Origin of the sequence: Streptomyces showdoensis (assembly GCF_039535475.1) — a bacterium.
GTDB lineage: Bacteria > Actinomycetota > Actinomycetes > Streptomycetales > Streptomycetaceae > Streptomyces > Streptomyces showdoensis.
This window is the reverse complement of the sequence record NZ_BAAAXG010000028.1, coordinates 717,026-739,294: the sequence shown is the minus strand read 5'-3', so window position 1 is coordinate 739,294 and position 22,269 is coordinate 717,026. Positions and strand designations below refer to the sequence as shown.

Sequence of the window (22,269 nt, the reverse complement as noted above, 5' to 3'; positions counted from 1 at the left end):
TGGGGACCATGAACGACTCCAGGACGCGGCGGCGCGCCGCCGCACTGGTGCTGCCGCTGCTGCTGACGACGGTGGCGGCCTGCCAGTCCGGCGGCCGGGACGGCGAGGCGGCCCCGACGACCCCCTCGCCCACCCCGACCCCCGTCTTCTCGGTACGCCTCGACGACCAGCTCTCCGCCGCGAGCGAGGCCACCAGGGCGGCCGGCTCCGCCGCCTTCACCTGGACGCTCCGCTACGGCTCCGCCAAGGGCACCGCCGTGGAGCGCGTGACCGGCGTGCAGGACTACGCGAAGGACACGGCACGGGCGGAACGGGTGGTCGAGGTCCCGCGCCGCTTCCCGGCGGACGCGGCGCGCGAACTGGGCGGGGAGCCGGTCCGCGAGCGCAGGCCGCAGACCTTCGCCGTCTCGGGCAACCAGGTCTCCTACCGCACCGCGGACGGCGGCTGGCTGCGGTACTCCTCCGCCGCCTCCACCGACGTCGTGGACCGGATGGACGGCGCCCTCCAGCGGGCCGGCGACACCGCCCCGTACGGCCGGACGCTCGCCGAGGTCGTCTCCGTCGCCGACGCGAGCACGCCGCCCGTGAAGGGCGCGGACGGCAGCCGCACGTACCGGCTGGACGTGCCCCTCACCTACGCCACCGGCGCGCTGCCGGAGGCGCTCGACCTCACCCAGGACCTCGCCCGGCAGGCCCCCGGACCGATCCGCATGACCGTCGTGCTCGACGCCCACGGCCTGCTCCTGCGCGCCACCGCCGACTACGCCCCCGCGCTCGCGCTGCTGCACGGCCGGCACCTCCTGAAGGGGGTGACCTCGCTGCGCGCCGACTACGCGCTGTCCGGCCACGGCAGGACCCCCGTGCCGCCGCCGCCCGCCGGCGCGCGGGTCCGGGACGCCGAGAAGGCGCTGACCGACGTGCACCGGGTGAAGCCCGGCGGCTGCGCCTCCGTCGACACCGGGCTCGGCACCCTGGCGCTGGTCCGGGTCGTCCCCTGCGGCTCCGGCGCGGACCTCCGGGTGTTCGGGCAGGTCAGGTTCAAGGAGACCGTCCAGGGCGACCCGGACGGCGTCGCCGCGCGCGAGGGCCAGGACCGGTGCGAGGACGCGTTCGGCACCGCACCGCGCTCCTGGATCGCCGACGGGCGCCCGGCCGGCTCCTTCACCACCTACGGGCAGGGCACCACGTCCTCCGCGTACACCGGCCCCGACGTCGACGTCGAGGGCGACTACACCTGCTTCGTCGAGACCCGCTAGCCGCCCACCCGCAGCAGCACCACCGACCGCCCCGCCACGGTGATCGTCCCCCCGCCCCGGTGCACCGTCCCCGGGGCGCGGGACTGGTCCTCCGTAGCGGTGTCCACGATCAGCTCGTAGGACGCGGCCCACGGCGGGCCGGGCAGCCGGAACTCCACCGGGCGGTGGCCCGCGTGGAGCACCGCCAGGAAGCTGTCGTCGGTGACCTGCCGGCCGCGCGCGTCCCGGCCCGGGATGTCGCGGCCCGACAGGTAGAGGCCGAGCGTCGCCGCCGGGGCGTACCAGTCGGGTTCGGTCATCTCGGTGCCGTCGGCGGTGAACCAGGCCAGGTCCCGCAGCCCGTCGGCGGCGGGCCGGCCCGAGAAGAAGGCCCGGCGGCGCAGCACCGGGTGACGGTGGCGCAGGGCGAGCAGCCGGCGGGTCAGCGCCAGGAGCTGGGCGCGGCCCGGGTCCTCCGGGAGGCTCCAGTCCAGCCAGCCGATCTCGTTGTCCTGGCAGTAGGCGTTGTTGTTGCCGCCCTGGGTGCGGCCCATCTCGTCGCCCGCGACGAGCATCGGCACCCCGGTCGACAGCAGCAGCGTGGTCATCAGGTTGCGCAGCTGGCGCCGGCGCAGGGCGTTGATCCCGGGGTCGTCGGTCTCGCCCTCGGTGCCGCAGTTCCAGGAGCGGTTGTCGTGGGTGCCGTCCCGGTTGCCCTCGCCGTTGGCCTCGTTGTGCTTGCGCTCGTAGGTGACGAGGTCGCGCAGGGTGAAGCCGTCGTGGGCGGTCACGAAGTTGACCGAGGCGTACGGGCGCCGCCCGCCCCAGGCGTACAGGTCGCTGGAGCCGGAGAGCCGGTAGCCGAGGTCCCGGACGTCGGGCAGGGCGCCGCGCCAGAAGTCCCGTACGGCGTCCCGGTAGCGGTCGTTCCACTCCGTCCACAGCGGCGGGAAGGAGCCCACCTGGTAGCCGCCGTTGCCGACGTCCCAGGGCTCGGCGATGAGCTTGACCCGGCGCAGCACCGGGTCCTGGGCGATGACCGCGAGGAAGGGGGAGAGCATGTCGACGTCGTGCATCGAGCGGGCGAGCGCCGCCGCCAGGTCGAAGCGGAAGCCGTCCACGCCCATCTCGGTCACCCAGTAGCGCAGGCTGTCGGTGATGAGCCGCAGCACCTGCGGCTGCACCACGTGCAGGGTGTTGCCGCAGCCGGTGTAGTCGGCGTAGCGCCGGGCGTCCGACTGGAGGCGGTAGTAGCCGCGGTTGTCGATGCCCTTCAGGGACAGGGTGGGGCCGAGCTCGCCGGCCTCGGCGGTGTGGTTGTAGACGACGTCGAGGATGACCTCGATCCCGGCGGCGTGCAGCGCCCGCACCATCCGCTTGAACTCGCCGACCTGCTGCCCGGCCGTCCCGCTCGCCGAGTAGCCGGCGTGCGGGGCGAAGTAGCCGATGGAGTTGTAGCCCCAGTAGTTGGTGAGGCCGCGCCGCAGTAGATGGTCCTCGTGCGCGAACTGGTGCACCGGCAGCAGTTCGACCGCGGTGACGCCGAGCCGCACCAGGTGCTCGATCGCGGCCGGGTGCGCGAGGCCCGCGTAGGTGCCGCGCAGGTGCTCGGGGATGCCGGGGTGCCGGGCGGTGAAGCCCTTGACGTGCAGCTCGTAGATGACCGAGTCCGGCCAGGGCGTCTTGGGCCTGCGGTCGTCGGACCAGTCGTCGTCGTCCTGGACGACGACCCCCTTGGGGACGTACGGGGCGGAGTCCCGCTCGTCGCGGACGGTGTCGGCGACGTGCTGCTGCGGCCAGTCCCGCACGTGCCCGTACGCCTCGGGCGGCAGCGAGCGGTAGTCGTTGCCCGCGGCCCCGTCGACGGCCCGGGCGTACGGGTCGAGGAGCAGCTTCGCCGGGTTCCAGCGGGCCCCGGTCCACGGGTCCCAGCGTCCGTGCACCCGGTAGCCGTACCGCTGTCCGGGGCCGACGCCCGGCACGAAGCCGTGCCAGATCTCATGGGTCGGCTCGGCCAGTTCGAGCCGCGTCTCGGTGCCGTCGGCGTCGAACAGGCACAGCTCGACGGCCTCCGCCCCGCCCGACCACAGCGCGAAGTTGGTGCCCGCGACCCCGTCGGGGCCCACCCGGCAGCGGGCGCCGAGCGGGGTCGGCGCCCCCGGCCACACCACCCGCTCCGGCCCCTTCGGGGCGCGGGCATGCTCGTGTACCGCCTCCTGCTCGGCTGCGCTCGACACCGTCCCGGCCTCCCGCGGCTCTCCCCGTGCGGGAGGGCGGCGGCGTCCCGGCCGCCGCTGTCCGCACGTGGTCCTCCCACCTGTTCTGCCCGCACGGCCCTGCTCCCAACATGACCCGCACGCACGTTTCCCCTGGAGGGTGGCCGTCGTTGGGCCGGTCGTGAGACATGTGATGAAGCGGGCGGGGTACGCGCTCGCCGTGGCGGGACTGTTGGCGGGCCTCGCGGGCTGCACCGGAGCCGACGGTGACGGCGGTGCCGGCGGTGGCGGGGGCCTCGGCACCGGCGTGGCCCTGCCGGGCAAGGCGCGGGCGCCCGGCGACGTGATCCGGGTCAGCCCCGAGGACGGCAGCCGCGGGGTGCCCGCCGACGGGCCCCTGGAGGTGCGGGTGGACAGCGGCCGCCTGGAGCGGGTCACCGTCGTCCAGGTGGAGGACGCGCAGCGCACCCGGGTGGCGGGGGAGATCTCCGCGGACGGGCTGCGCTGGCGCCCGGGCCCGGGCACCCGGCTCGCGCTGGCCGCGAAGTACAGCGTGGACGCGGTCGCGCTCGACGCCCACGGGCGCCGCTCGGCCCGGCACACCACCTTCACCACGGTGGTGCCCGAGCGCCGCTTCATCGGCTACTTCAAGCCGGAGAACCGGTCCACGGTCGGCACCGGCATGATCGTCTCCTTCTCCTTCAACCGGGAGATCGAGAACCGCGCGGAGGTCGAGCGGGCCATCCGGGTCACCTCCGACCCGCCGGTCGACATCGCCGGCCACTGGTTCGGCAAGGACCGCCTCGACTTCCGCCCCGCCGCGTACTGGCAGCCCGGCACCGAGGTCACCGTCGACCTCGACCTGCGCGACGTCGAGGGCGCGCCCGGGGTGTACGGGATCCAGCGCAAGAAGGTCGGCTTCACGGTGGGCCGCTCCCAGGTCTCCCTGGTCGACGCCGAGCGGCACACGATGGAGATCCGCCGGGACGGCGACCTGCTCACCACGCTGCCGATCACGGCCGGGGCGCCGAAGACCACCACGTACAACGGCAAGATGGTGGTCACGGAGCTGTTCGAGGTGACCCGGATGGACGGGCGTACGGTGGGCTTCGGCGGCGAGTACGACATCAAGGACGTGCCGCACGCGATCCGGCTGACCGACTCGGGGACCTTCCTGCACGGCAACTACTGGGCCTCGGCGTCCACCTTCGGCTCGGCCAACGTCAGCCACGGCTGCGTCGGGCTGCGGGACGTGAAGGGCGGCGGCTCGGACACCCCGGCCGGCTGGTTCTTCGACCGGACCCTCATCGGCGACGTGGTCGAGGTGGTCAACTCGCGCGACAAGCAGGTCGCCGCGGACAACGGTCTGGGCGGCTGGAACATGGAGTGGAGCCGCTGGCGGGCGGGTTCCGCGCTGAGCTGATCCGGGACGACGCGGCCCGGGGCCCGCCGGTCGCCGCGCCCCGCGTGAACTGGGACTGAACGGTGACATTCGCGTGGAAGTTTCGTGTCCGGCGGTGTGATTATCTAACGCCGTGTGCGCGGGAGGATGCGCACGGGGGTGGGGCCCGAGCAGTGCCGGGTCGTCCGAGGGGAGAAGAGCATAGTGAACGGGCAGCCGATATCCGGAGGGACCGCCGGACGACGGCGCCGAGGCGCCCGCCTGGGCGCGCTGGCGACGGGGACGCTGCTCCTCGTGCTGACCGCGTGCGGCGGCGGCGGTGCCACCGGCGGGGGCAAGGGGGGCCAGGGCCCGGCGGGCTCCGGCGGCAAGCAGGAGATCGCGGCGTCCACCGCGGTCGTGACGATCGCCCCGAAGGACGGCGCCGACTCGGTCGCCACCAGCGGCGCGCTGAAGGTGACGGCCGATCAGGGCAAGCTGTCGACGGTCACGGTCGCCGACACCAAGGGCACCCCGGTCGAGGGCCGGATCTCCGCGGACGGCGCGAGCTGGGAGCCGCTCGGCCACCTGTCGGCCGGCACCCAGTACAAGGTGCACGCCGTGGCCAAGGACACCGAGGGCCGTGAGTCGGCGAAGGACACCACCTTCAGCACCCTCGTCCCGAAGAACACCTTCATCGGCCACTACACGCCGGAGGACGGCGCGACCGTCGGCGTCGGCATGCCGGTCTCGATCAACTTCACCCGGGGCATCACCAACCCGGAGGCCGTCGAGCGCGCCATCAAGGTGACGGCGGAGCCGGCCGTGGAGATCGAGGGGCACTGGTTCGGCAACGACCGGCTCGACTTCCGTCCCGAGGACTACTGGGCCGCGGGCACCAAGGTGACCGTCAAGCTCAACCTGGACGGCGTCGAGGGCCGCCCGGGCGTGTACGGCAAGCAGAAGAAGACGATCACCTTCACCATCGGGCGCCGCCAGGTCTCCACGGTGGACGCCAGCGCCAAGACGATGAAGATCGAGCGCGACGGCCAGATCATCAAGACCCTGCCGATCACGGCCGGCGCGCCGTCCACGACCACGTACAACGGTCAGATGGTGATCAGCGAGAAGTACAAGGTGACGCGCATGAACGGCGCCACCGTGGGCTTCGGCGGCGAGTACGACATCAAGGACGTGCCGCACGCGATGCGCCTGTCCACCTCGGGCACCTTCGTGCACGGCAACTACTGGGCCTCGGCCTCGACCTTCGGCTCGGCCAACGTCAGCCACGGCTGCGTCGGTCTGCGCGACACCCGCGGCGCCGGCGACAGCTCGACGCCCGCCGCCTGGTTCTTCGACCGCTCGATCATCGGTGACGTCGTCATCGTGAAGAACTCGCGCGACAAGCAGATCAAGCCGGACAACGGCCTCAACGGCTGGAACATGTCCTGGTCGGAGTGGAAGGCCTGACCTTCCGTCCTCCCCTCGCGGGCCCCGGTGCTGTGACCAACGGCACCGGGGCCCGCGCCGTTAACGGCGGCTAACCTTCGGTCCATGACTGTGAACCTCGAAGTCGCCGATGGCGTCGGCACGATCCGTCTCGACCGCCCCCCGATGAACGCCCTGGACGTCGCCACCCAGGACCGGCTGCGCGAGCTGGCCGAGGAGGCGACCGACCGCGACGACGTGCGGGCCGTGATCCTCTACGGCGGCGAGAAGGTGTTCGCGGCCGGCGCGGACATCAAGGAGATGCAGGTCATGGACCACGCGGCCATGGTCAAGCGGTCCCGGGCGCTGCAGGACTCCTTCACCGCGGTCGCCCGCATCCCCAAGCCGGTCGTCGCGGCCGTCACCGGGTACGCGCTGGGCGGCGGCTGCGAGCTCGCGCTCTGCGCCGACTACCGGATCGCCGCGGACAACGCCAAGCTGGGCCAGCCCGAGATCCTGCTCGGCCTCATCCCCGGCGCCGGCGGCACCCAGCGCCTCTCCCGTCTCGTCGGCCCCTCCAAGGCCAAGGACCTCATCTTCACCGGCCGCATGGTGAGGGCGGACGAGGCGCTCCGGCTCGGCCTGGTCGACCGGGTCGTGCCGGCCGCCGAGGTGTACGAGCAGGCGCACGCCTGGGCCGCGCAGCTGGCGAAGGGGCCCGCGATCGCCCTGCGGGCCGCGAAGGAGTCGGTCGACCAGGGTCTGGAGGCGGACATCGACACCGGTCTCGCCATCGAACGCACCTGGTTCGCGGGCCTGTTCGCGACGGAGGACCGGGAGCGCGGGATGCGCAGCTTCGTCGAGGAGGGCCCGGGCAAGGCCACGTTCGCCTGAGCCGGGCCCGCTTCCGCCGACGTCGCGGACCGGCGTCGGCCGCTGTCGGACGGATCCCCCGGAATTGTCGATTCCGGGGGGTCGAATCCCGCGGAACGCCCCCCGCGCCCCGCTCCGTGCGGCCATGATGGGGGCATGGCGGGCCTGGATGGTATGGATCAACCGCGGCAGCGCGGCGGTGCGACCGCCGCACGGTGGGTGCCGGCCGCGGAGGACGGACAGGCCGCGGAAGCACTGGAGTTGTACGGGAACCCGGCCGAGGAGGATGTCCGGCTGCCGTCCCGTCCCGAGTCGGCCGCGGTCGCCCGTCGGCTCACCCAGTGGGTCGTGCTGCGCCAGTGGGCGCTCGGTCCGCAGATCGCCGAGCACGCGGTGCTGCTCGTCTCCGAGCTGGTCGGCAACGCCGTCCGGCACACCGGCGCGCGGGTCTTCGCCCTGCGCATGCTGCGCCGCCGCGGCTGGATCCGGATCGAGGTGCGCGACCCCTCGCGCGGACTGCCCTGTCTGATGCCGGTGCACGAGCTCGACACGAGCGGCCGGGGCCTCTTCCTCGTCGACAAGCTCTCCGACCGCTGGGGCGTGGACCTCGCCCCGCGCGGCAAGACGACCTGGTTCGAGATGCGGGTCGGCGACCGCTAGGCCGTGTCCGGGCGGGCGGCCCCCGGACGCACGAAAGCCCCCGTCCGCCGTGGTGGGGCGCGTGGGGGCTTCCGTGTGATGCGCCGTGGATCGGGGGGGGTGTGTCCACGGCCGCCATGTCGACCTGGCCCGGGTCAATGGGGGTCGTGTCTCCGACTATGGCAGACAGGTGGCCACTCCGCCAAAAGTCCCTACCGGGGCAGAGTCGGACAAAGCGGGACGGTTTACCAATGAATCGTTGGTGACATGCAGCACCGTCCTTATAAACGATGAATAAGTATGGCGTTCATCGGGTGTTTCCTCGCCCCGTCCGCATGGTGGACGCCTGATCCCGTCCCGCAAACGTCCTGAATTGGCTCAATCGTCGCGATTCCGGCATACCAGCCCTTAAATGGTCCCGTGATGCCGACCGACCGCCGCGGTGCCCTCCGGGCGGGCGCGGCCACCGCCCTCGCGGGGGCCCTCGCCACCGCCTGCGGTACGGAGCCGCGCCCCGCACCCCCCAAGGGCCCCGCACCCGCCCCCGCCGCCCCGTCGCCGCGCTGCTATCCCGGCCGCCCCGACGAGATCGCCAACGGCCCCCGCGACCGCCCCGCGGTCGCCCTCACCTTCCACGGACAGGGCGACCCCGCCCTCGCCCGCGCCGTCCTCGGCCACGCCGAACGGGCCGGCGCCCGTGTCACCGTCCTCGCCGTCGGCGACTGGCTCGACCGGTACCCCGAGATGGCCCGCCGCGTCCTCGACGGCGGCCACGACCTCGGCAACCACACCCAGCGCCACGTCGACGTCAACGCCATGACCGAGGCCGACGCCCTCGCCGAGATCCAGGCCTGCGCCACCCGGCTGCGCCGCCTCACCGGCTCCATCGGCACCTGGTTCCGGCCCTCCCGCACCCAGCACGCCGCCGAGACCGTCCGCCGGGCCGCCCGGCGCGCCGGATACCCGCACGTCCTCTCGTACGACGTGGACTCCCTCGACTACACCTCGCCCGGCCCCGCCGCCGTCGTCAGCCACGTCACCGGGCGGATCCGCAACGGATCGGTGGTGAGCCTCCACTTCGGCTACGCCGACACGGTCGCCGCGCTGCCCCTCCTCCTCGCCGACCTCGACCGCCGCGGCCTGCGCGCGGTGACCACCACGGAGCTGCTGACCTGATGCCGACCCACGCCCCCCGTACCAAGGGACTCCTCGCCGCCGCCCTGCTCCTCGCGCTGGCCGGCTGCGGCACCCCGCACCCCGCCGAGAACTCCGGCGGCGTCAAGAAGGCCGCCGTGCTCCCCGCCCTGCCGAAACCGGCCGCAGCCCCCGCCGGACTGCCCGGCATGCCCCCGCTGCTCAAGCCCGACGACGTCTACGCCGCCGACCGGCCGAACCGGCTCTCACCGGTCGTCAAGGACTTCCCCTCGCGGGTGTACGTCCCCAACACCGCCTCCAACACGGTCTCGGTCATCGACCCCGCCACGTACAAGGTCGTCGAGACCATCCCGGTCGGCAACCAGCCGCAACACGTCGTGCCCTCCTGGGACATGAAGACCCTCTGGGTCAACAACAACCGCGGCCACACCCTCACGCCCATCGACCCGGCCACCGGCGTCGCCGGCAAGCCCGTCGAGGTCCACGACCCGTACAACCTCTACTTCACCCCGAACGGCAAGTACGCCGTCGTCATGGCCTCGCTCGACCGCGAACTCGTCTTCCGCGACCCGCACACCATGGAACGCCGCAAGACCGTCCCGGTCTCCTGCTACGGCGTCAACCACGCCGACTTCTCCGCCGACGGGCGCTACTTCGTCGTCTCCTGCGAGTTCTCCGGCGAACTCCTCAAGGTCGACACCGAGAAGATGGAGGTCATCGGCCAGCAGAAGCTGCCCTTCCAGGGCGCCATGCCGCAGGACGTGAAGATCTCCCCGGACGGCAAGACCTTCTACATCGCCGACATGATGGCCCACGGCATGTGGGTGCTCGACGGCGAGAAGTTCACCACCCCGACGCTGCTGCCCACCGGCAAGGGCTGCCACGGCCTCTACGTCTCCCGCGACTCCAAGGAGATGTACGTCTCCAACCGCGGCGAGGGCACGGTCTCCGTCTTCGACTTCGCCCAGAACCGGCTCACCAAGAAGTGGCGGCTCCCGAACGGCGGTTCGCCCGACATGGGCGGGGTCTCCGCCGACGGGAAGGTGCTCTGGCTCTCCGGGCGCTACGACTCCGAGGTGTACGCCATCGACACCGCCACCGGGAAGCAGCTCGCCCGCGTCCCCGTCGGCGGCGGCCCCCACGGCCTGGCGGTCTACCCGCAGCCCGGCCGCTACTCCCTCGGCCACACGGGCATCTTCCGCTAGCCGCTCCCGGGCCCGTCTAGCCCGCGACGAGCAGCACCTCCGCGCCCACCGGGCGGTACCCCGCCGCCTGGAAGGTGCGGACGCTGCGCGCGTTGCCGGGGCTGTTCTGGGCCCACACCACGGGGTCCGGGGTCAGATGACGGGCCGCCGTCGCGAGCGCCCGGCCCAGACCCCGGTGCCGCACCTCCTCGTCCACCTCGACGGCGGCCTCCATGCGGCCCGCCACGCCCCGGCCCAGGATCAGCACGCCGCCGTCCGCCGCCCACACCCGGACCTCGTCCCGGTACTTCAGCGCCCGCGCCACCCGGGGGTGCTCCTGGTCCTCGATCTCCCGCAGTTCGATCTCCGGCTCGCCCGGCAGGGCGCCCGCGACCGTCAGCAGGTCGACCGTGTTCACGTCCCGGCCCGTGCGCGCCATCAGCGCCGAGTGGAACCGCGGGGTCATGCTCGCCACCAGCGGATCCGTCGAGGCCGCCGACAGCTCCGCCCGTATCCACTCCGGGTCCTCGTCCAGGAAGACCACGGAGTGCGCCGTGAAGGACAGCACCCCGGCGTCCCGCGCGTTCGGCTGGGGCAGGATCGTCGTCGACCCGTCCGGCGGCGGGAACTCCCCGTGTGCCGCGGCGGTCAGGATGCGGGCCACTTCGCTGTTCATACCCCCATCATCCGGCACGGGGGCGCCCGCTAATCTGGCCCCCGACATCGAAGCACCATGAAGGGGCGGAAGCAGTGGCCGACATCAACGAGGCGCGTACGGCGTTCGAGCGGTTCGACGTGGACGGGGACGGCTTCATCACGGCCGCCGAGTACAAGAGCGTCATGGCGCAGCTGGGTGACTTCAACGTCACCGAGTCCGTCGCCGAGGCCCTCATCAAGCAGCGCGACGACAACGAGGACGGCGTGCTCTCCTGGGACGAGTTCTGGTCCCACCTCAGCAAGGCCTGAGCCTCGGGGCGAGGACGGGCGGCACCCGGTACGACCACGCGCGCGTACGCGGCACGCCGCCCGTCCGACCTCTCCTTCCCCTCCCGCTCCCCGTTTTCGTCACGCTCCGTGCACGACGAGCGGATTTGCGTGGCGGGGAGGAAGATGGGGAGTGATCCACCCACCCCCTCATCCTCATGATGTCCACTGCCGTGCGACTGGCGCGTCGATTTCTGATGGCGGTGCTTCTGAGCGCAGCGATCAGCGTGGGTCCGGCCGCACTCACCCCCCTGACGGGCCTGCTGCCGCAAGCGGTGGCGGCCTCCCTCACGCTGGCGCCGAACACCGGGCCGCCCGGTACGAGCGTCCAGGTCCACGGTGACGGCTTCTCGTCCTGCAGCCCGGTGACCATCACCTTCGACGGCGGGCACGGGGTGCCGGGCACGGCGAACCTGCCCCAGATCTCCGGCACCATCGCGGTGCCCGCGGACGCCACTCCCGGTGGCCACAAGATCGCGGCGAACTGCAAGCCGCTCGTCGACTCCGGCGGTGACTACTACTACGCCGCGGCCACCTTCACGGTGACCGGCGCCGGCCCCGGCCCCGGCGACACCACCAACCCCGCGGAGAGCCTGAAGACCGCCACGATCAGCCTGGACAAGTCCGAGGGGCCGCCCAAGACGCAGTTCACCGTGAGCGGCTCGGGCTTCGGCAAGTGCTACGCCGACGACGTCGAGCTGTACGCGGGGGAGAAGAAGCTCGTGGACCACCGCATCGACGTCAGCGCGGACGAGGGCAGCTTCAGCCAGCAGGCGGAGGTCTTCGAGGGCACCCCGCCGGGCACGTACCAGATCACGGCCGTCTGCGTCGGCTACCCGAACATCAAGGCGAGTGCCCCCTTCACCGTGACGGAGAAGACGGCCGCGCACCCGGCCCTCGCACTCGACCCCAAGGAGGGCGAGAAGGGGAAGCCCGCACAGGCCGACGGCACCGGCTTCACCTGCCCGGACGTCGAGCTCGATTGGGACGACGGCGGGGTGCTCACCCCCGCGACGGTCACGGACGGCACCTTCAGCACCGGGATCACGATCCCGGCCGACGCCCAGCCGGGCGCCCACACGGTGCGGGCCGCGTGCACGGCCGACGCGGAGCAGTACGCGGACGCGCCGTTCACGGTGAAGGCCGGTCCGACCGAGAACGGCGGGAACCAGAACGGTGGCACCGACCAGAACGGCGGGAACGAGAACGGCGGCGATCACAACGGCGGGAACCAGAACGGGGGCACCGACAACGGTGGTGACCAGAACGGCGGGGGCACCGATAACGGCGGTACCGACAACGGCGGTACCGATAACGGCGGTACCGACAACGGCGGTACCGACAACGGTGGCACCGACAACGGTGGTGACCAGAACGGCGGGGGCACCGACAACGGTGGGAACCAGAACGGTGGCGGTACCGACAACGGTGGGAACCAGAACGGTGGCGGTACCGACAACGGTGGGAACCAGAACACCGGCGGCACCGACAACGGCGGGAACCAGAACACCGGCGGCACCACCGGCGGTGACAGCGGAGGGTCCGCCACCCCCGTCGGCTGGATCGTCGGACCCGCCTCGCTCGGCGGCGTGCTCGCCGTGGCCGTCGCCGCCGGCGCGTACTTCGGGCGGCTGCACCGCGGTCCCCGCTGGGTCCGCGGTCATGTGAAGGCCCGGCTCCGTCCGGTCACCGGCAGTGCCGATCTGACCGAGGCGCGGGCGCCCGGCGAGCCGCCGACCCACTCGACCCGGCTCGACCCGCACCCGGACCCGGGCCGGCAGACGCTCGACGAGGAGGACCGATGACCACCACCATGCCCACGACGGCCCCCACGACCGTCCGCTCGTTCCTGCTCGGGGCGGGGGAGAGGCTCGACGGTCCGCTGCGCGCCCACGGCACGGCGGGCCCGCTGCTCGCGCCGGTGCGGGGCCGGACCCCCGCCGCCGACCGGGCGGTCGAGCACGAGCTGGCGGGGGTCGTGGACGACTTCCTCGGCCTCGACGTGTTCGACCTCGTGGCGGGCGGCTGGTCCGGGCACTCGGCGCTGCAGGCGGCGGCCCGCAGGACCCGGGAGCTGCCGGGCAGCGAGGAGGTCGTGGCGCTGGCGACCCACCGGGTCACCTCGACGCACCGGCCGTACATCGACGTGTACGTGGACGGCGCGAAGCTCGGCACCCTGCAGGTGGAGCTCAACCTGGTCTTCTGGGTGTCGGGGTTCGTGTGCGTGGTCCGGGACGCCTGTCTGACCGGGGTGAACGCGGGGAGCTGCGCGGTCGACGCGAGCCTCGCGGTGCAGGGGGCCGTGCTCGCGGAGCGCAAGGGCGGCCCGCTGGACCTGCCGGGCGGCTTCGCGCTGCGCGGCCCGGTGCCGCTGCTGCGGGACGAGCCGGACCCGTACGGGGCCCGGACCGTCCCGGGAGTCGGCGGCCGCCGCCGGTGATCAGCACTCGATGATGTTCACGGCGAGGCCGCCGCGCGCCGTCTCCTTGTACTTCACGCTCATGTCCGCGCCGGTCTCCTTCATGGTCTTGATGACCTTGTCGAGGGAGACCATGTGGCTGCCGTCGCCGCGCATCGACATCTTCGCCGCCGTGACGGCCTTGACCGCCGCCATGCCGTTGCGCTCGATGCACGGGATCTGGACCAGGCCGCCGACCGGGTCGCAGGTGAGGCCCAGGTTGTGCTCCATGCCGATCTCGGCCGCGTTCTCCACCTGCTCGGGCGAGCCGCCGAGCACCTCGGCGAGGGCGCCGGCCGCCATCGAGCAGGCCGAGCCGACCTCGCCCTGGCAGCCGACCTCGGCGCCGGAGATGGAGGCGTTCTCCTTGAAGAGCATGCCGATCGCGCCGGCCGCGAGGAGGAAGCGGACCACGCCGTCCTCCTTCTCCTCCGGGGTGCAGGAGCCGGTGCCGAAGTTCATGTAGTAGTGCAGGACGGCGGGGATGATGCCGGCCGCGCCGTTGGTCGGGGCGGTGACCACCCGGCCGCCCGCGGCGTTCTCCTCGTTCACGGCCATCGCGTAGAGGGTGATCCACTCCATCGCGTGCGCGGCCGGGTCGCCCTCGGAGCGCAGCTTGCGGGCCGAGGTGGCGGCGCGGCGGCGGACCTTCAGACCGCCGGGCAGGATGCCCTCGCGGGACATGCCGCGGGACACGCAGGCCTGCATGACCCGCCAGATCTCCAGGAGGCCCGCGCGGATCTCGTCCTCGGTGCGCCAGGCCTTCTCGTTCTCCAGCATCAGGGAGGAGATCGACAGGCCGGTCTCCTTGGTCAGGCGGAGCAGCTCGTCACCGGTGCGGAAGGGGTACTTCAGGACGGTGTCCTCGGGGACGATCGGGTTCTCGCCCGCGACCGCGTCCTCGTCCACGACGAAGCCGCCGCCGACCGAGTAGTAGGTCTTCTCCAGGACGAGCGCGCCCTCGGCGTCGTACGCGAAGACCGTCATGCCGTTGGCGTGGTACGGCAGTGCCTTGCGGCGGTGCAGGATCAGGTCGTCGTCGAAGGAGAAGGGGATCTCGTGCATCCCGAGCAGGTTGATCCGGCCGCTCGCCTTGATCCGCTCGAACTCGTCGTCGGCCTTCTCGACGTCGACGGTGCGCGGGGAGTTGCCCTCCAGGCCGAGCAGGACGGCCTTCGGGGTGCCGTGGCCGTGGCCGGTGGCGCCCAGCGAGCCGTAGAGCTCCGCTCGTATCGCCGCCGTGTGGGCGAGCAGGCCCTCGTTCTTCAGGCGGCGGGCGAACATCCGGGCCGCGCGCATGGGGCCCACCGTGTGGGAGCTCGACGGGCCGATGCCGATCGAGAACAGGTCGAAGACCGAGATGGCCACGGGGGAACTCCTTGTGGGGGCTAGACGCCGTTGTCTGCCGGGGTGGAGCAGAAACGAAGGGGGTGGAGCACGGGCCGGGGCACCGCGCTCACTGTCCAGTGTGCGCGGTGCCCCGGAGGTTTCGTACGAACGGACTCGTACGAGCCCGGTAACAAAAGGGTACGAAACTACTTCAGGCCGGGGTACAGCGGGTGCTTGTCGGCGAGCGCCGTCACCCGGGCCTTGAGCGCCTCGGCGTCGAAGCCGGGCTTCAGCGTCTCGGCGATGATGTCGGCGACCTCGGTGAAGTCCTCGGCCTGGAAGCCGCGGGTGGCGAGGGCCGGCGTGCCGATGCGCAGGCCGGAGGTGACCATCGGCGGGCGCGGGTCGTTCGGAACGGCGTTCCGGTTGACCGTGATGCCCACCTCGTGGAGACGGTCCTCGGCCTGCTGGCCGTCGAGCTCCGAGTTGCGCAGGTCGACCAGGAGCAGGTGCACGTCGGTGCCGCCGGAGAGCACGGACACGCCGTGCTCGGTGACGTCGTCCCGGACCAGGCGCTCGGCGATGATGCGGGCGCCGTCCAGGGTGCGCTGCTGGCGCTCCTTGAACTCCTCCGAGGCCGCGACCTTGAAGGAGACGGCCTTGGCCGCGATCACGTGCTCCAGCGGGCCGCCCTGGAAGCCGGGGAAGACCGAGGAGTTCAGCTTCTTGGCGAATTCCTTCTTCGCCAGGATGATGCCGCCGCGCGGGCCGCCGAGCGTCTTGTGCGTGGTCGAGGTGACCACGTCCGCGTACTCGACCGGGTTCGGGTGCAGACCCGCGGCGACCAGGCCCGCGAAGTGGGCCATGTCGACCCACAGGTAGGCCTCGACCTCGTCGGCGATCCGGCGGAACTCGGCGAAGTCCAGCTGGCGCGGGTAGGCGGACCAGCCCGCGATGATCACCTTGGGGCGGTGCTCCTTGGCCAGGCGCTCGACCTCGGCCATGTCGACCAGACCGGCCTCGTCGACGTGGTACGCGACCACGTTGAACTGCTTGCCGGAGAAGTTCAGGCGCATGCCGTGGGTCAGGTGACCGCCGTGCGCCAGGTCCAGGCCGAGGATCGTGTCGCCCGGCTGGGCGATCGCGAAGAGGGCGGCCTGGTTGGCGGAGGCGCCGGAGTGGGGCTGCACGTTGGCGTACTCGGCGCCGAACAGGTCCTTGATCCGGTCGATGGCGATCTGCTCGGCCACGTCGACGTGCTCGCAGCCGCCGTAGTAGCGGCGGCCCGGGTAGCCCTCGGCGTACTTGTTGGTGAGGACCGAGCCCTGGGCCTCCATGACCGCGACCGGAGCGAAGTTCTCCGAGGCGATCATCTCGAGGGTGGACTGCTGGCGGCGGAGCTCGGCGTCGACGGCGGCGGCGACGTCCGGGTCCAGCTCGTGGAGAGGGGTGTTCAGAAGCGACATGAATCGATCCCTAGGGGGTCTCGGTTTAGCCGGCGGTGAAGGCGGTGTACTCGTCGGCGGTGAGCAGGTCGTCCGGCTCGCCCGCGAGGCGCACCTTGAACAGCCAGCCACCCTCGAACGGAGCGGAGTTCACGAGCGACGGGTCGTCGACGACGTCCTGGTTGGCCGCGACGACCTCGCCGGTCACCGGGGCGTACAGGTCGCTGACGGACTTGGTGGACTCCAGCTCGCCGCAGGTCTCGCCCGCGGTCACGGTGTCGCCGACCTCGGGGAGCTGCACGTAGACGATGTCACCGAGCGCGTTGGCGGCGTGCTCCGTGATGCCGATCGTGGCGACGCCGTCCTCGACGGCCGACAGCCACTCGTGCTCCTTGCTGTAGCGCAGCTGCTGGGGGTTGCTCATGACCTGATTCTCCTGGATCGGGGGAGTACTGATGAACGTGGGTCTTGCGGGGTGAGACACGAAGTGAGACGGGGGGTGAGGGAAACGTCACTCCTCACGCCCCAGGACGCCCTCAGGCGCCCCTCGCGTCCCTCACGTCACTTCTGGCGCTTGTAGAACGGCAGCGCCACGACCTCGTACGGCTCGTGCGCGCCGCGGATGTCGACGCCGACGCCCTCGGTGCCGGGCGCGGCGAACTCCGCGTCGACGTACGCCATGGCGATCGGCTTGCCCAGGGTCGGCGACGGGGCGCCGGAGGTCACCTCGCCGATGACCTGGCCGTTCGCCACGACGGAGAAGCCGGCGCGCGGGACCCGGCGGCCCTCGGCGATGAGGCCGACCAGCTTGCGCGGCGGGGCGGACTCGGCGCGCTCGGCGGCCTTCTCCAGCGCCTCGCGGCCGACGAAGCGGCCCTCGTTGGTGGTCTTCTCGAACTTCACGACCCGGCCCAGCCCGGCGTCGAACGGGGTCAGCGCGGTGGTCAGCTCGTGGCCGTACAGCGGCATGCCCGCCTCCAGGCGGAGCGTGTCGCGGCAGGACAGGCCGCAGGGGATCAGGCCGACGCCCTCGCCCGCCTCGGTCAGGGCCTTCCACACGCCCTCGGCGTGCTCGGGCTTCAGGAACAGCTCGAAGCCGTCCTCGCCGGTGTAGCCGGTGCGGGCGATGAGCGCGGGCACGCCGGCGACGGTGCCGGGCAGGCCGGCGTAGTACTTCAGGCCGTCCAGGTCGGCGTCGGTGATCGCCTTCAGGATGCCGGGGGACTCCGGGCCCTGGACGGCGAGCAGCGCGTAGGCGTCGCGGTCGTCGCGGACCTCGGCGTCGAAGCCCTCGGAGCGCGCCACGAGGGCGTCCAGGACGATCTGGGCGTTGGAGGCGTTGGCGACGACCATGTACTCGGGGGCCTCGGGCTCGCCCAGGCGGTACACGATCAGGTCGTCGAGGATGCCGCCGTCCTCCTGGCAGATCATCGTGTAGCGGGCCCGGCCGGTGCCCACGGTGGAGATGTTGCCGACGAGGGCGTGGTCCAGGAGCTCCACGGCCTGCGGGCCGGTGACGGTGATCTCGCCCATGTGGGAGAGGTCGAAGAGACCCGCCTTGGTGCGGACGGCGTTGTGCTCGTCGCGCTCGCTGCCGTAACGCAGCGGCATGTCCCAGCCGGCGAAGTCGGTCATGGTCGCGCCCAGCGAACGATGCAGCGCATCGAGGGCGGTGAGGCGGGGGGCAGTGCTCATCGGGTGGCTCCCGGGTCCCAGGGCGTGCAGGGCACGACATGCATGACGGAGGACGGTCCTCCCCATCTGTCATGGAACCTGAGAGGTTCACCGAGGGCATCCCCGGCTTGCACCTTGGGTGGGGCCACGACAGGCGCGGCCCGCTTTTCAGATCTGCCTCATCCACGCGGTACGGGGCCTGAGAGATTCAAGGGAGGAACTTGCTCCTTCGGCGCCCGGGCGCACCCTGTGACTGCGGTGCGTGACCGGGACTCTCCCGCGCGGATTCGAGCGGCCGGTATGAGGTTGTGGACGCTCGTGCGAGCGCCTGCGCGCACATCATTGCACGGCGGTTCGGCCCGGCAAATCGCTTGCGTCTCATTACCCTTTCTTTACACTTCGTGGGCAAGGGTCTCCGCAGGGCCTACCAGGGGGAGAGACGCGATGCAGATGCCGCCGAGGACGCCGATGCGGCACACCGGTGCCTATGCGACGAGCGCGGGCATACCCGTGCAGAATGCCGGAAGCCGGGCGCGGGCCCGTGCCCGGACCCGCCGCCGCAGCCGCCTGCTGCGCGACCTGCGCGACCGCGGGGCCGACCGCGGCCCCCGCGCCCTCGCGTACGCCATGGGGGACGTCGTGGTCGTCTCCGGACTGCCCGGCAGCGGCAAGTCGACCCTGATGGCCCGCACGGCCGAGGGCCGCGCCATCGACTCCCAGCACACCCGCGAGCGCTGGGAGGCCCGCCTGCCCCGCTTCCTGCCCTACGCCGTCTACCGCCCGCTCGCCCGCCTCGCCCACTACGCGGGGCTCCGCCGCGCCCTGCGCTCCGGCGCGAGCGTCGTCGTCCACGACTGCGGCACCCAGTCCTGGGTGCGCGGCTGGCTCGCCCGCGAGGCCCGGCGCCGCGGCACCGCCCTGCACCTGATCCTGCTCGACGTCGAGCCCGCGACCGCCCGGGAGGGACAGGCCGCCCGCGGCCGCGGCGTCTCGGGCTACGCCTTCGCCCGGCACCGCCGCGCCGTCGGCCGGCTCGTGAGCACCGCCGAGGCCGGGAAGCTGCCCCCGGGCTGCGCCTCGGTCACCCTGCTCGACCGGGACGCCGCCGACACCCTGCGGAAGATCGGCTTCCGCGACGTGTCCTGAAGCACTCCACGGGCTTTCCGCCCCCTTTTCGGTCACAGCGGCGCCGACGCGCCGTTAAGGTGCTGAACCGCACCGTGTGTGCCGGACGCACCGGGTGCCGGAAGGGGAAAGCGAGAACCGTGGACGTGACGTGGCCGGGCAATGAGCTCGAAGAAGTGCTGGCCGCCTCGCTCGGCAACCCCGCGGCCGGCGGCCGACTGGTCGAGGTGCTCGGGCGCAGCCCCGTGTGGGTCCCGCTGCCCAACGGCGGCGGCCCCGACAGCAGCGACCTCGACCTGCCCACCCTGGAGCTGGACGGCTACGCCTACGTGCCCGTCTTCAGCTCCGAGCAGCAGTTCCTCGCCTGCGTCGGCTCCCACATGTCCTTCACCGTGGCCCCCGCCCGCGACTTCGCCCGCGGTCTGCCCCCGCAGCTCGGCATCGCCGTGAACCCCGGCGGCACCGTCGGCGTCCCGCTGCCGCCGCCCGCCGTCGCCGAGCTCTGCCGGGCCGGCCGCACCCCGCTCGACGGGCCCGCCAGCGGCGGCCGCGTCCGCCTCTTCGAGCCCGACTGGCAGGACGACCCCGTCGACTTCCTCGCCGCCGCCTCCGCCGAGTTCGAGGCCGCCGGAACCGTCGTCACCGCCCGCCGCGTCCTCGCCAGCGTCGAGGGCACCGAACCGGCCCTCTTCATCGGCGTCCAGCTGCTCGGCCCCGACGCCGACCGCAACGGGCCGCTCGACGCCCTCGGGCGCGCCCTCGGCCGGGTCGAGGTGGCCTGGCCGGTCAACCTCATCCTGCTCGACGTGGCCCAGGACCCGGTCGGCGACTGGATGCTGGCGAAGGTGCGCCCCTTCTACCAGCGCGCCGCCGTGTGAGCGTCCCCCTGTTTAAGCTGAACTGATTCAAGCCGATCCACACCGCGATGCGGACGACGAGGGGCGGGACCCAAAGGTGAGCGCGTCAGGCACCGCTGCGACCGAACAGGTCGAGCACATGCTGCGCCAGGTGGCACCCGGGCGCCACGACGCCTACGAGCAGCTGCTGCACGCCCTCGCCGCCGCCGACGTCCGGATGCTGCTCTGGCAGGGCTCGCCCGGCTCGCCCGACGCCCAGTACGGGAACATGGAGGTCGACGGCTTCGGCTACGCGCCCTGCGTCACCTCCGACCAGGAGCTCGCCGCCTCCGGCTGGAACCGCGGCCACGAGCTCGCCTCCGGTCTGGAGATCGCCCGCGCCCTCTACCCCGACCGCTGGGGGATCTGGCTGAATCCGCACGCCCCCGGCGGCGGCGTCGGCATCCCCTGGGCCGATCTGCGCCGCATCGCCACCGGCCTGGACCGGATGCCCGCCGGACCCCTGCGGCTCTCCGAGCCCGCCGTGGAGATCCCGCAGTTCTACGCCCTGCTCACGCAGAACGCCCACCGCACGCCCGCCGTGCGCTCGCTGCGTCGCGCCTGGGTGCAGCCCGCGCTGGGCTCCCCGTACCTCGCCATCGGTCTGGACCTCTACGACTCCTCGCCGGGCTCCGTCGAGGCGGTGCGCACGATGATGCGCCAGACCGTCGGGGCCGTCCCCGAGGGGCTGCCGGTCTCCACGGTCGCGATGTCCGACGGGTACGACCCGGTCGCGATGTGGCTGCACGCCCACGCCCGGCCCTTCTACGACCGTGACGCGCACGCCGCCCCCGCGGCTCCGCACGCCCCGGCTTACGGCTATCCTCCGGCCGCGCCCCGCCCGTACTGATACGTCCGTTCCGTCACCCGCGTCACCTCCGTCCCCCCAAATCACGCCCGCGCGGCATGAGTTGAGCAGGATGTCCGGTCTGGTCGAATAGCGGCCGAGTTGGTCCGCTCACGCGATCACGACGTCCGGATAACGGAAGACAACGCACCGCATCACGTTTACGCAAACATTCCCCTTGGGGGCTGGCGGGTGATCGCGGGCACATTGAAGACTCCCCGGAACACCAGGCGTTCGGCTCCCCCCGAGCCGGTGCCCAGCAGTTGTTCCACCGAGCCGCTACCCGCGGCGGGCAAGGGCCGGCGACCCGGCGGCCGAGAGGGGTCCTCACCACGATGACGGCACCACTGCACGAGACGAATGCGGCCGAGCAGGCCGCGGCCGTCGACGCCGTGCCCGACGCGCCGGCCAAGGCGATCGAGGGCCGTTCCCCCTGGAAGATCGCCTGGACCAGGCTGAAGCGCGACAAACTCGCCCTCGCGGGCGCCTTCGTGGTCGTCTTCCTGATCCTGGTCGCGATCTTCGCCCCGGTCATCGTCTCGCTCCTCGGCCACCCGCCGGACGAGTTCCACGAGGACCAGATCGACCCGCTCTTCGGCACCCCGATCGGCTCCTGGGGCGGCGTGAGCTCGGACTTCCTCTTCGGCGTCGAGCCGGTCAACGGCCGCGACGTCTTCAGCCGCATCGTCTACGGCGCCCGGATCTCGCTGCTCGTCGCCTTCGCCGCCGCGCTCTTCGCGGTCCTGCTCGGCACCGTCCTCGGTGTCGTCGCCGGCTACTTCGGCGGCTGGATCGACGCGGCCCTCAGCCGGGTCATGGACGTCATGCTCGCCTTCCCGCAGCTGCTGTTCACCATCGCCCTGGTCTCCGTCCTGCCGAACCAGTTCCTCGGACTCGACGGTTCGGGCGTCCGCATCGCCGCCCTGGTCGTCGTGATCGGCTTCTTCGGCTGGCCCTACGTGGGCCGCATCGTCCGAGGCCAGACGCTCAGCCTGCGCAACCGCGAGTACGTGGAGGCGGCCCAGAGCCTGGGCGCCGGCCGGCTGTACATCCTGCGCCGCGAGCTGCTGCCCAACCTGATCGCCCCGATCATGGTCTACGCAACCCTCATGATCCCCACCAACATCCTCACCGAAGCGGCGCTCAGCTTCCTCGGTGCGGGTGTGAAGCCCCCGACCGCTTCCTGGGGGCAGATGCTGTCGACGGCCATCACCACCTACGAGGCCGACCCGCTCTTCATGGTGATCCCCGGCCTCGCCATCTTCATCACCGTTCTGGCGTTCAACCTCTTCGGCGACGGCGTGCGTGACGCGCTCGACCCGAAGAGCTCCCGCTGACACACGCCGTTCACCGAAAGACCAGCCCCTGCCGCTGTCGACAGAGGCACATCCCCCAAAGGC

At 72.2% G+C, this 22,269-nt stretch carries 20 protein-coding genes and 1 riboswitch; of the genes, 14 read left to right on the top strand and 6 right to left on the bottom strand.

The annotated features are described in order from the left end of the window. Window positions 1-8 precede the first annotated feature (8 nt). Window positions 9-1,256 (top strand): hypothetical protein, encoded by a 1,248-nt coding sequence (locus ABD981_RS37925; RefSeq protein WP_046905356.1) that lies wholly within the window; start codon window positions 9-11, stop codon window positions 1,254-1,256. Here the strand turns inward: ABD981_RS37925 and glgX are convergent. Beyond that, a complete protein-coding gene (gene glgX / locus ABD981_RS37920; protein ID WP_046905357.1) occupies window positions 1,253-3,472 on the bottom strand; it encodes a glycogen debranching protein GlgX in 2,220 nt (739 codons plus the stop codon). The two genes, ABD981_RS37925 and glgX, sit on opposite strands and share 4 nt — an antisense overlap. Window positions 3,473-3,644: 172 nt before the next feature. Here glgX and ABD981_RS37915 point away from each other — a divergent pair, with 172 nt between their 5' ends. The 6 genes from ABD981_RS37915 to ABD981_RS37890 all read left to right on the top strand — a co-directional run bounded on the left by ABD981_RS37915 (window position 3,645) and on the right by ABD981_RS37890 (window position 10,132). Further along, window positions 3,645-4,874: a L,D-transpeptidase gene (locus ABD981_RS37915; protein ID WP_123954069.1), complete on the top strand. Its 1,230-nt coding sequence runs from the start codon at window positions 3,645-3,647 to the stop codon at window positions 4,872-4,874. A gap of 183 nt (window positions 4,875-5,057) precedes the next feature. Next, a complete protein-coding gene (locus tag ABD981_RS37910; RefSeq protein ID WP_123954070.1) occupies window positions 5,058-6,302 on the top strand; it encodes a L,D-transpeptidase in 1,245 nt (414 codons plus the stop codon). Between the two features lie 84 nt (window positions 6,303-6,386). Beyond that, window positions 6,387-7,154, top strand: a complete 768-nt coding sequence (locus tag ABD981_RS37905) for an enoyl-CoA hydratase/isomerase family protein (protein ID WP_046905359.1) — start codon at window positions 6,387-6,389, stop codon at window positions 7,152-7,154. A gap of 135 nt (window positions 7,155-7,289) precedes the next feature. Then, window positions 7,290-7,793 carry an ATP-binding protein gene (locus ABD981_RS37900; protein ID WP_046905360.1) on the top strand — a complete coding sequence of 168 codons (504 nt, stop codon included), beginning with the start codon at window positions 7,290-7,292 and terminating at the stop codon, window positions 7,791-7,793. A 402-nt stretch (window positions 7,794-8,195) separates the two neighbouring features. After that, on the top strand, window positions 8,196-8,948 hold the full coding sequence (locus tag ABD981_RS37895; RefSeq protein WP_046905361.1) for a polysaccharide deacetylase family protein: 753 nt from the start codon (window positions 8,196-8,198) through the stop codon (window positions 8,946-8,948). Continuing rightward, entirely contained in the window at window positions 8,948-10,132 is a 1,185-nt protein-coding gene (locus ABD981_RS37890; RefSeq protein ID WP_046905362.1) for a YncE family protein, read from the top strand. The genes ABD981_RS37895 and ABD981_RS37890 overlap by 1 nt, the downstream gene beginning before the upstream one ends. A 16-nt stretch (window positions 10,133-10,148) precedes the next feature. Here the strand turns inward: ABD981_RS37890 and ABD981_RS37885 are convergent, their stop codons facing one another. Beyond that, entirely contained in the window at window positions 10,149-10,787 is a 639-nt protein-coding gene (locus ABD981_RS37885) for an N-acetyltransferase (protein ID WP_046905363.1), read from the bottom strand. A gap of 74 nt (window positions 10,788-10,861) precedes the next feature. Between ABD981_RS37885 and ABD981_RS37880 the strand changes: the two genes are divergently transcribed. From ABD981_RS37880 to ABD981_RS37870, 3 genes are all read left to right on the top strand, one after another. Further along, entirely contained in the window at window positions 10,862-11,077 is a 216-nt protein-coding gene (locus tag ABD981_RS37880) for an EF-hand domain-containing protein (protein WP_046905364.1), read from the top strand. Window positions 11,078-11,292: 215 nt separating this feature from the next. Further along, the gene (locus ABD981_RS37875) at window positions 11,293-12,900 is read left to right on the top strand and encodes a hypothetical protein (protein ID WP_345530560.1); all 1,608 of its coding nucleotides are present in this window, start codon (window positions 11,293-11,295) and stop codon (window positions 12,898-12,900) included. Then, window positions 12,897-13,535, top strand: coding sequence for a hypothetical protein (locus ABD981_RS37870; protein WP_046905365.1), 639 nt, complete (start codon window positions 12,897-12,899; stop codon window positions 13,533-13,535). Before ABD981_RS37875 ends, ABD981_RS37870 begins: the two co-directional genes overlap by 4 nt. Here ABD981_RS37870 and ABD981_RS37865 read toward each other — a convergent pair whose 3' ends face one another. The 4 genes from ABD981_RS37865 to gcvT all read right to left on the bottom strand — a co-directional run bounded on the left by ABD981_RS37865 (window position 13,536) and on the right by gcvT (window position 18,022). Next, window positions 13,536-14,921, bottom strand: coding sequence for an L-serine ammonia-lyase (locus ABD981_RS37865; protein WP_046905366.1), 1,386 nt, complete (start codon window positions 14,919-14,921; stop codon window positions 13,536-13,538). A 167-nt stretch (window positions 14,922-15,088) separates the two neighbouring features. Further along, window positions 15,089-16,348 carry a serine hydroxymethyltransferase gene (glyA, locus tag ABD981_RS37860; RefSeq protein ID WP_046905367.1) on the bottom strand — a complete coding sequence of 420 codons (1,260 nt, stop codon included), beginning with the start codon at window positions 16,346-16,348 and terminating at the stop codon, window positions 15,089-15,091. 25 nt (window positions 16,349-16,373) lie between these two features. After that, on the bottom strand, window positions 16,374-16,751 hold the full coding sequence (gene gcvH / locus ABD981_RS37855; protein WP_046905368.1) for a glycine cleavage system protein GcvH: 378 nt from the start codon (window positions 16,749-16,751) through the stop codon (window positions 16,374-16,376). Window positions 16,752-16,888: 137 nt separating this feature from the next. Further along, window positions 16,889-18,022: a glycine cleavage system aminomethyltransferase GcvT gene (gcvT, locus tag ABD981_RS37850; protein WP_046905369.1), complete on the bottom strand. Its 1,134-nt coding sequence runs from the start codon at window positions 18,020-18,022 to the stop codon at window positions 16,889-16,891. A 157-nt stretch (window positions 18,023-18,179) separates the two neighbouring features. Next, a riboswitch (glycine riboswitch) is annotated at window positions 18,180-18,291 on the bottom strand. 154 nt (window positions 18,292-18,445) lie between these two features. Between gcvT and ABD981_RS37845 the strand changes: the two genes are divergently transcribed. From ABD981_RS37845 to ABD981_RS37830, 4 genes are all read left to right on the top strand, one after another. After that, on the top strand, window positions 18,446-19,147 hold the full coding sequence (locus tag ABD981_RS37845; RefSeq protein ID WP_240495065.1) for an AAA family ATPase: 702 nt from the start codon (window positions 18,446-18,448) through the stop codon (window positions 19,145-19,147). Between the two features lie 119 nt (window positions 19,148-19,266). Further along, window positions 19,267-20,004: an enhanced serine sensitivity protein SseB gene (locus ABD981_RS37840; RefSeq protein ID WP_046905371.1), complete on the top strand. Its 738-nt coding sequence runs from the start codon at window positions 19,267-19,269 to the stop codon at window positions 20,002-20,004. Window positions 20,005-20,080: 76 nt separating this feature from the next. Beyond that, window positions 20,081-20,872, top strand: a complete 792-nt coding sequence (locus tag ABD981_RS37835; RefSeq protein WP_046905372.1) for an enhanced serine sensitivity protein SseB C-terminal domain-containing protein — start codon at window positions 20,081-20,083, stop codon at window positions 20,870-20,872. Window positions 20,873-21,204: 332 nt separating this feature from the next. Further along, on the top strand, window positions 21,205-22,206 hold the full coding sequence (locus ABD981_RS37830) for an ABC transporter permease (protein WP_046905373.1): 1,002 nt from the start codon (window positions 21,205-21,207) through the stop codon (window positions 22,204-22,206). Window positions 22,207-22,269 lie beyond the last annotated feature (63 nt).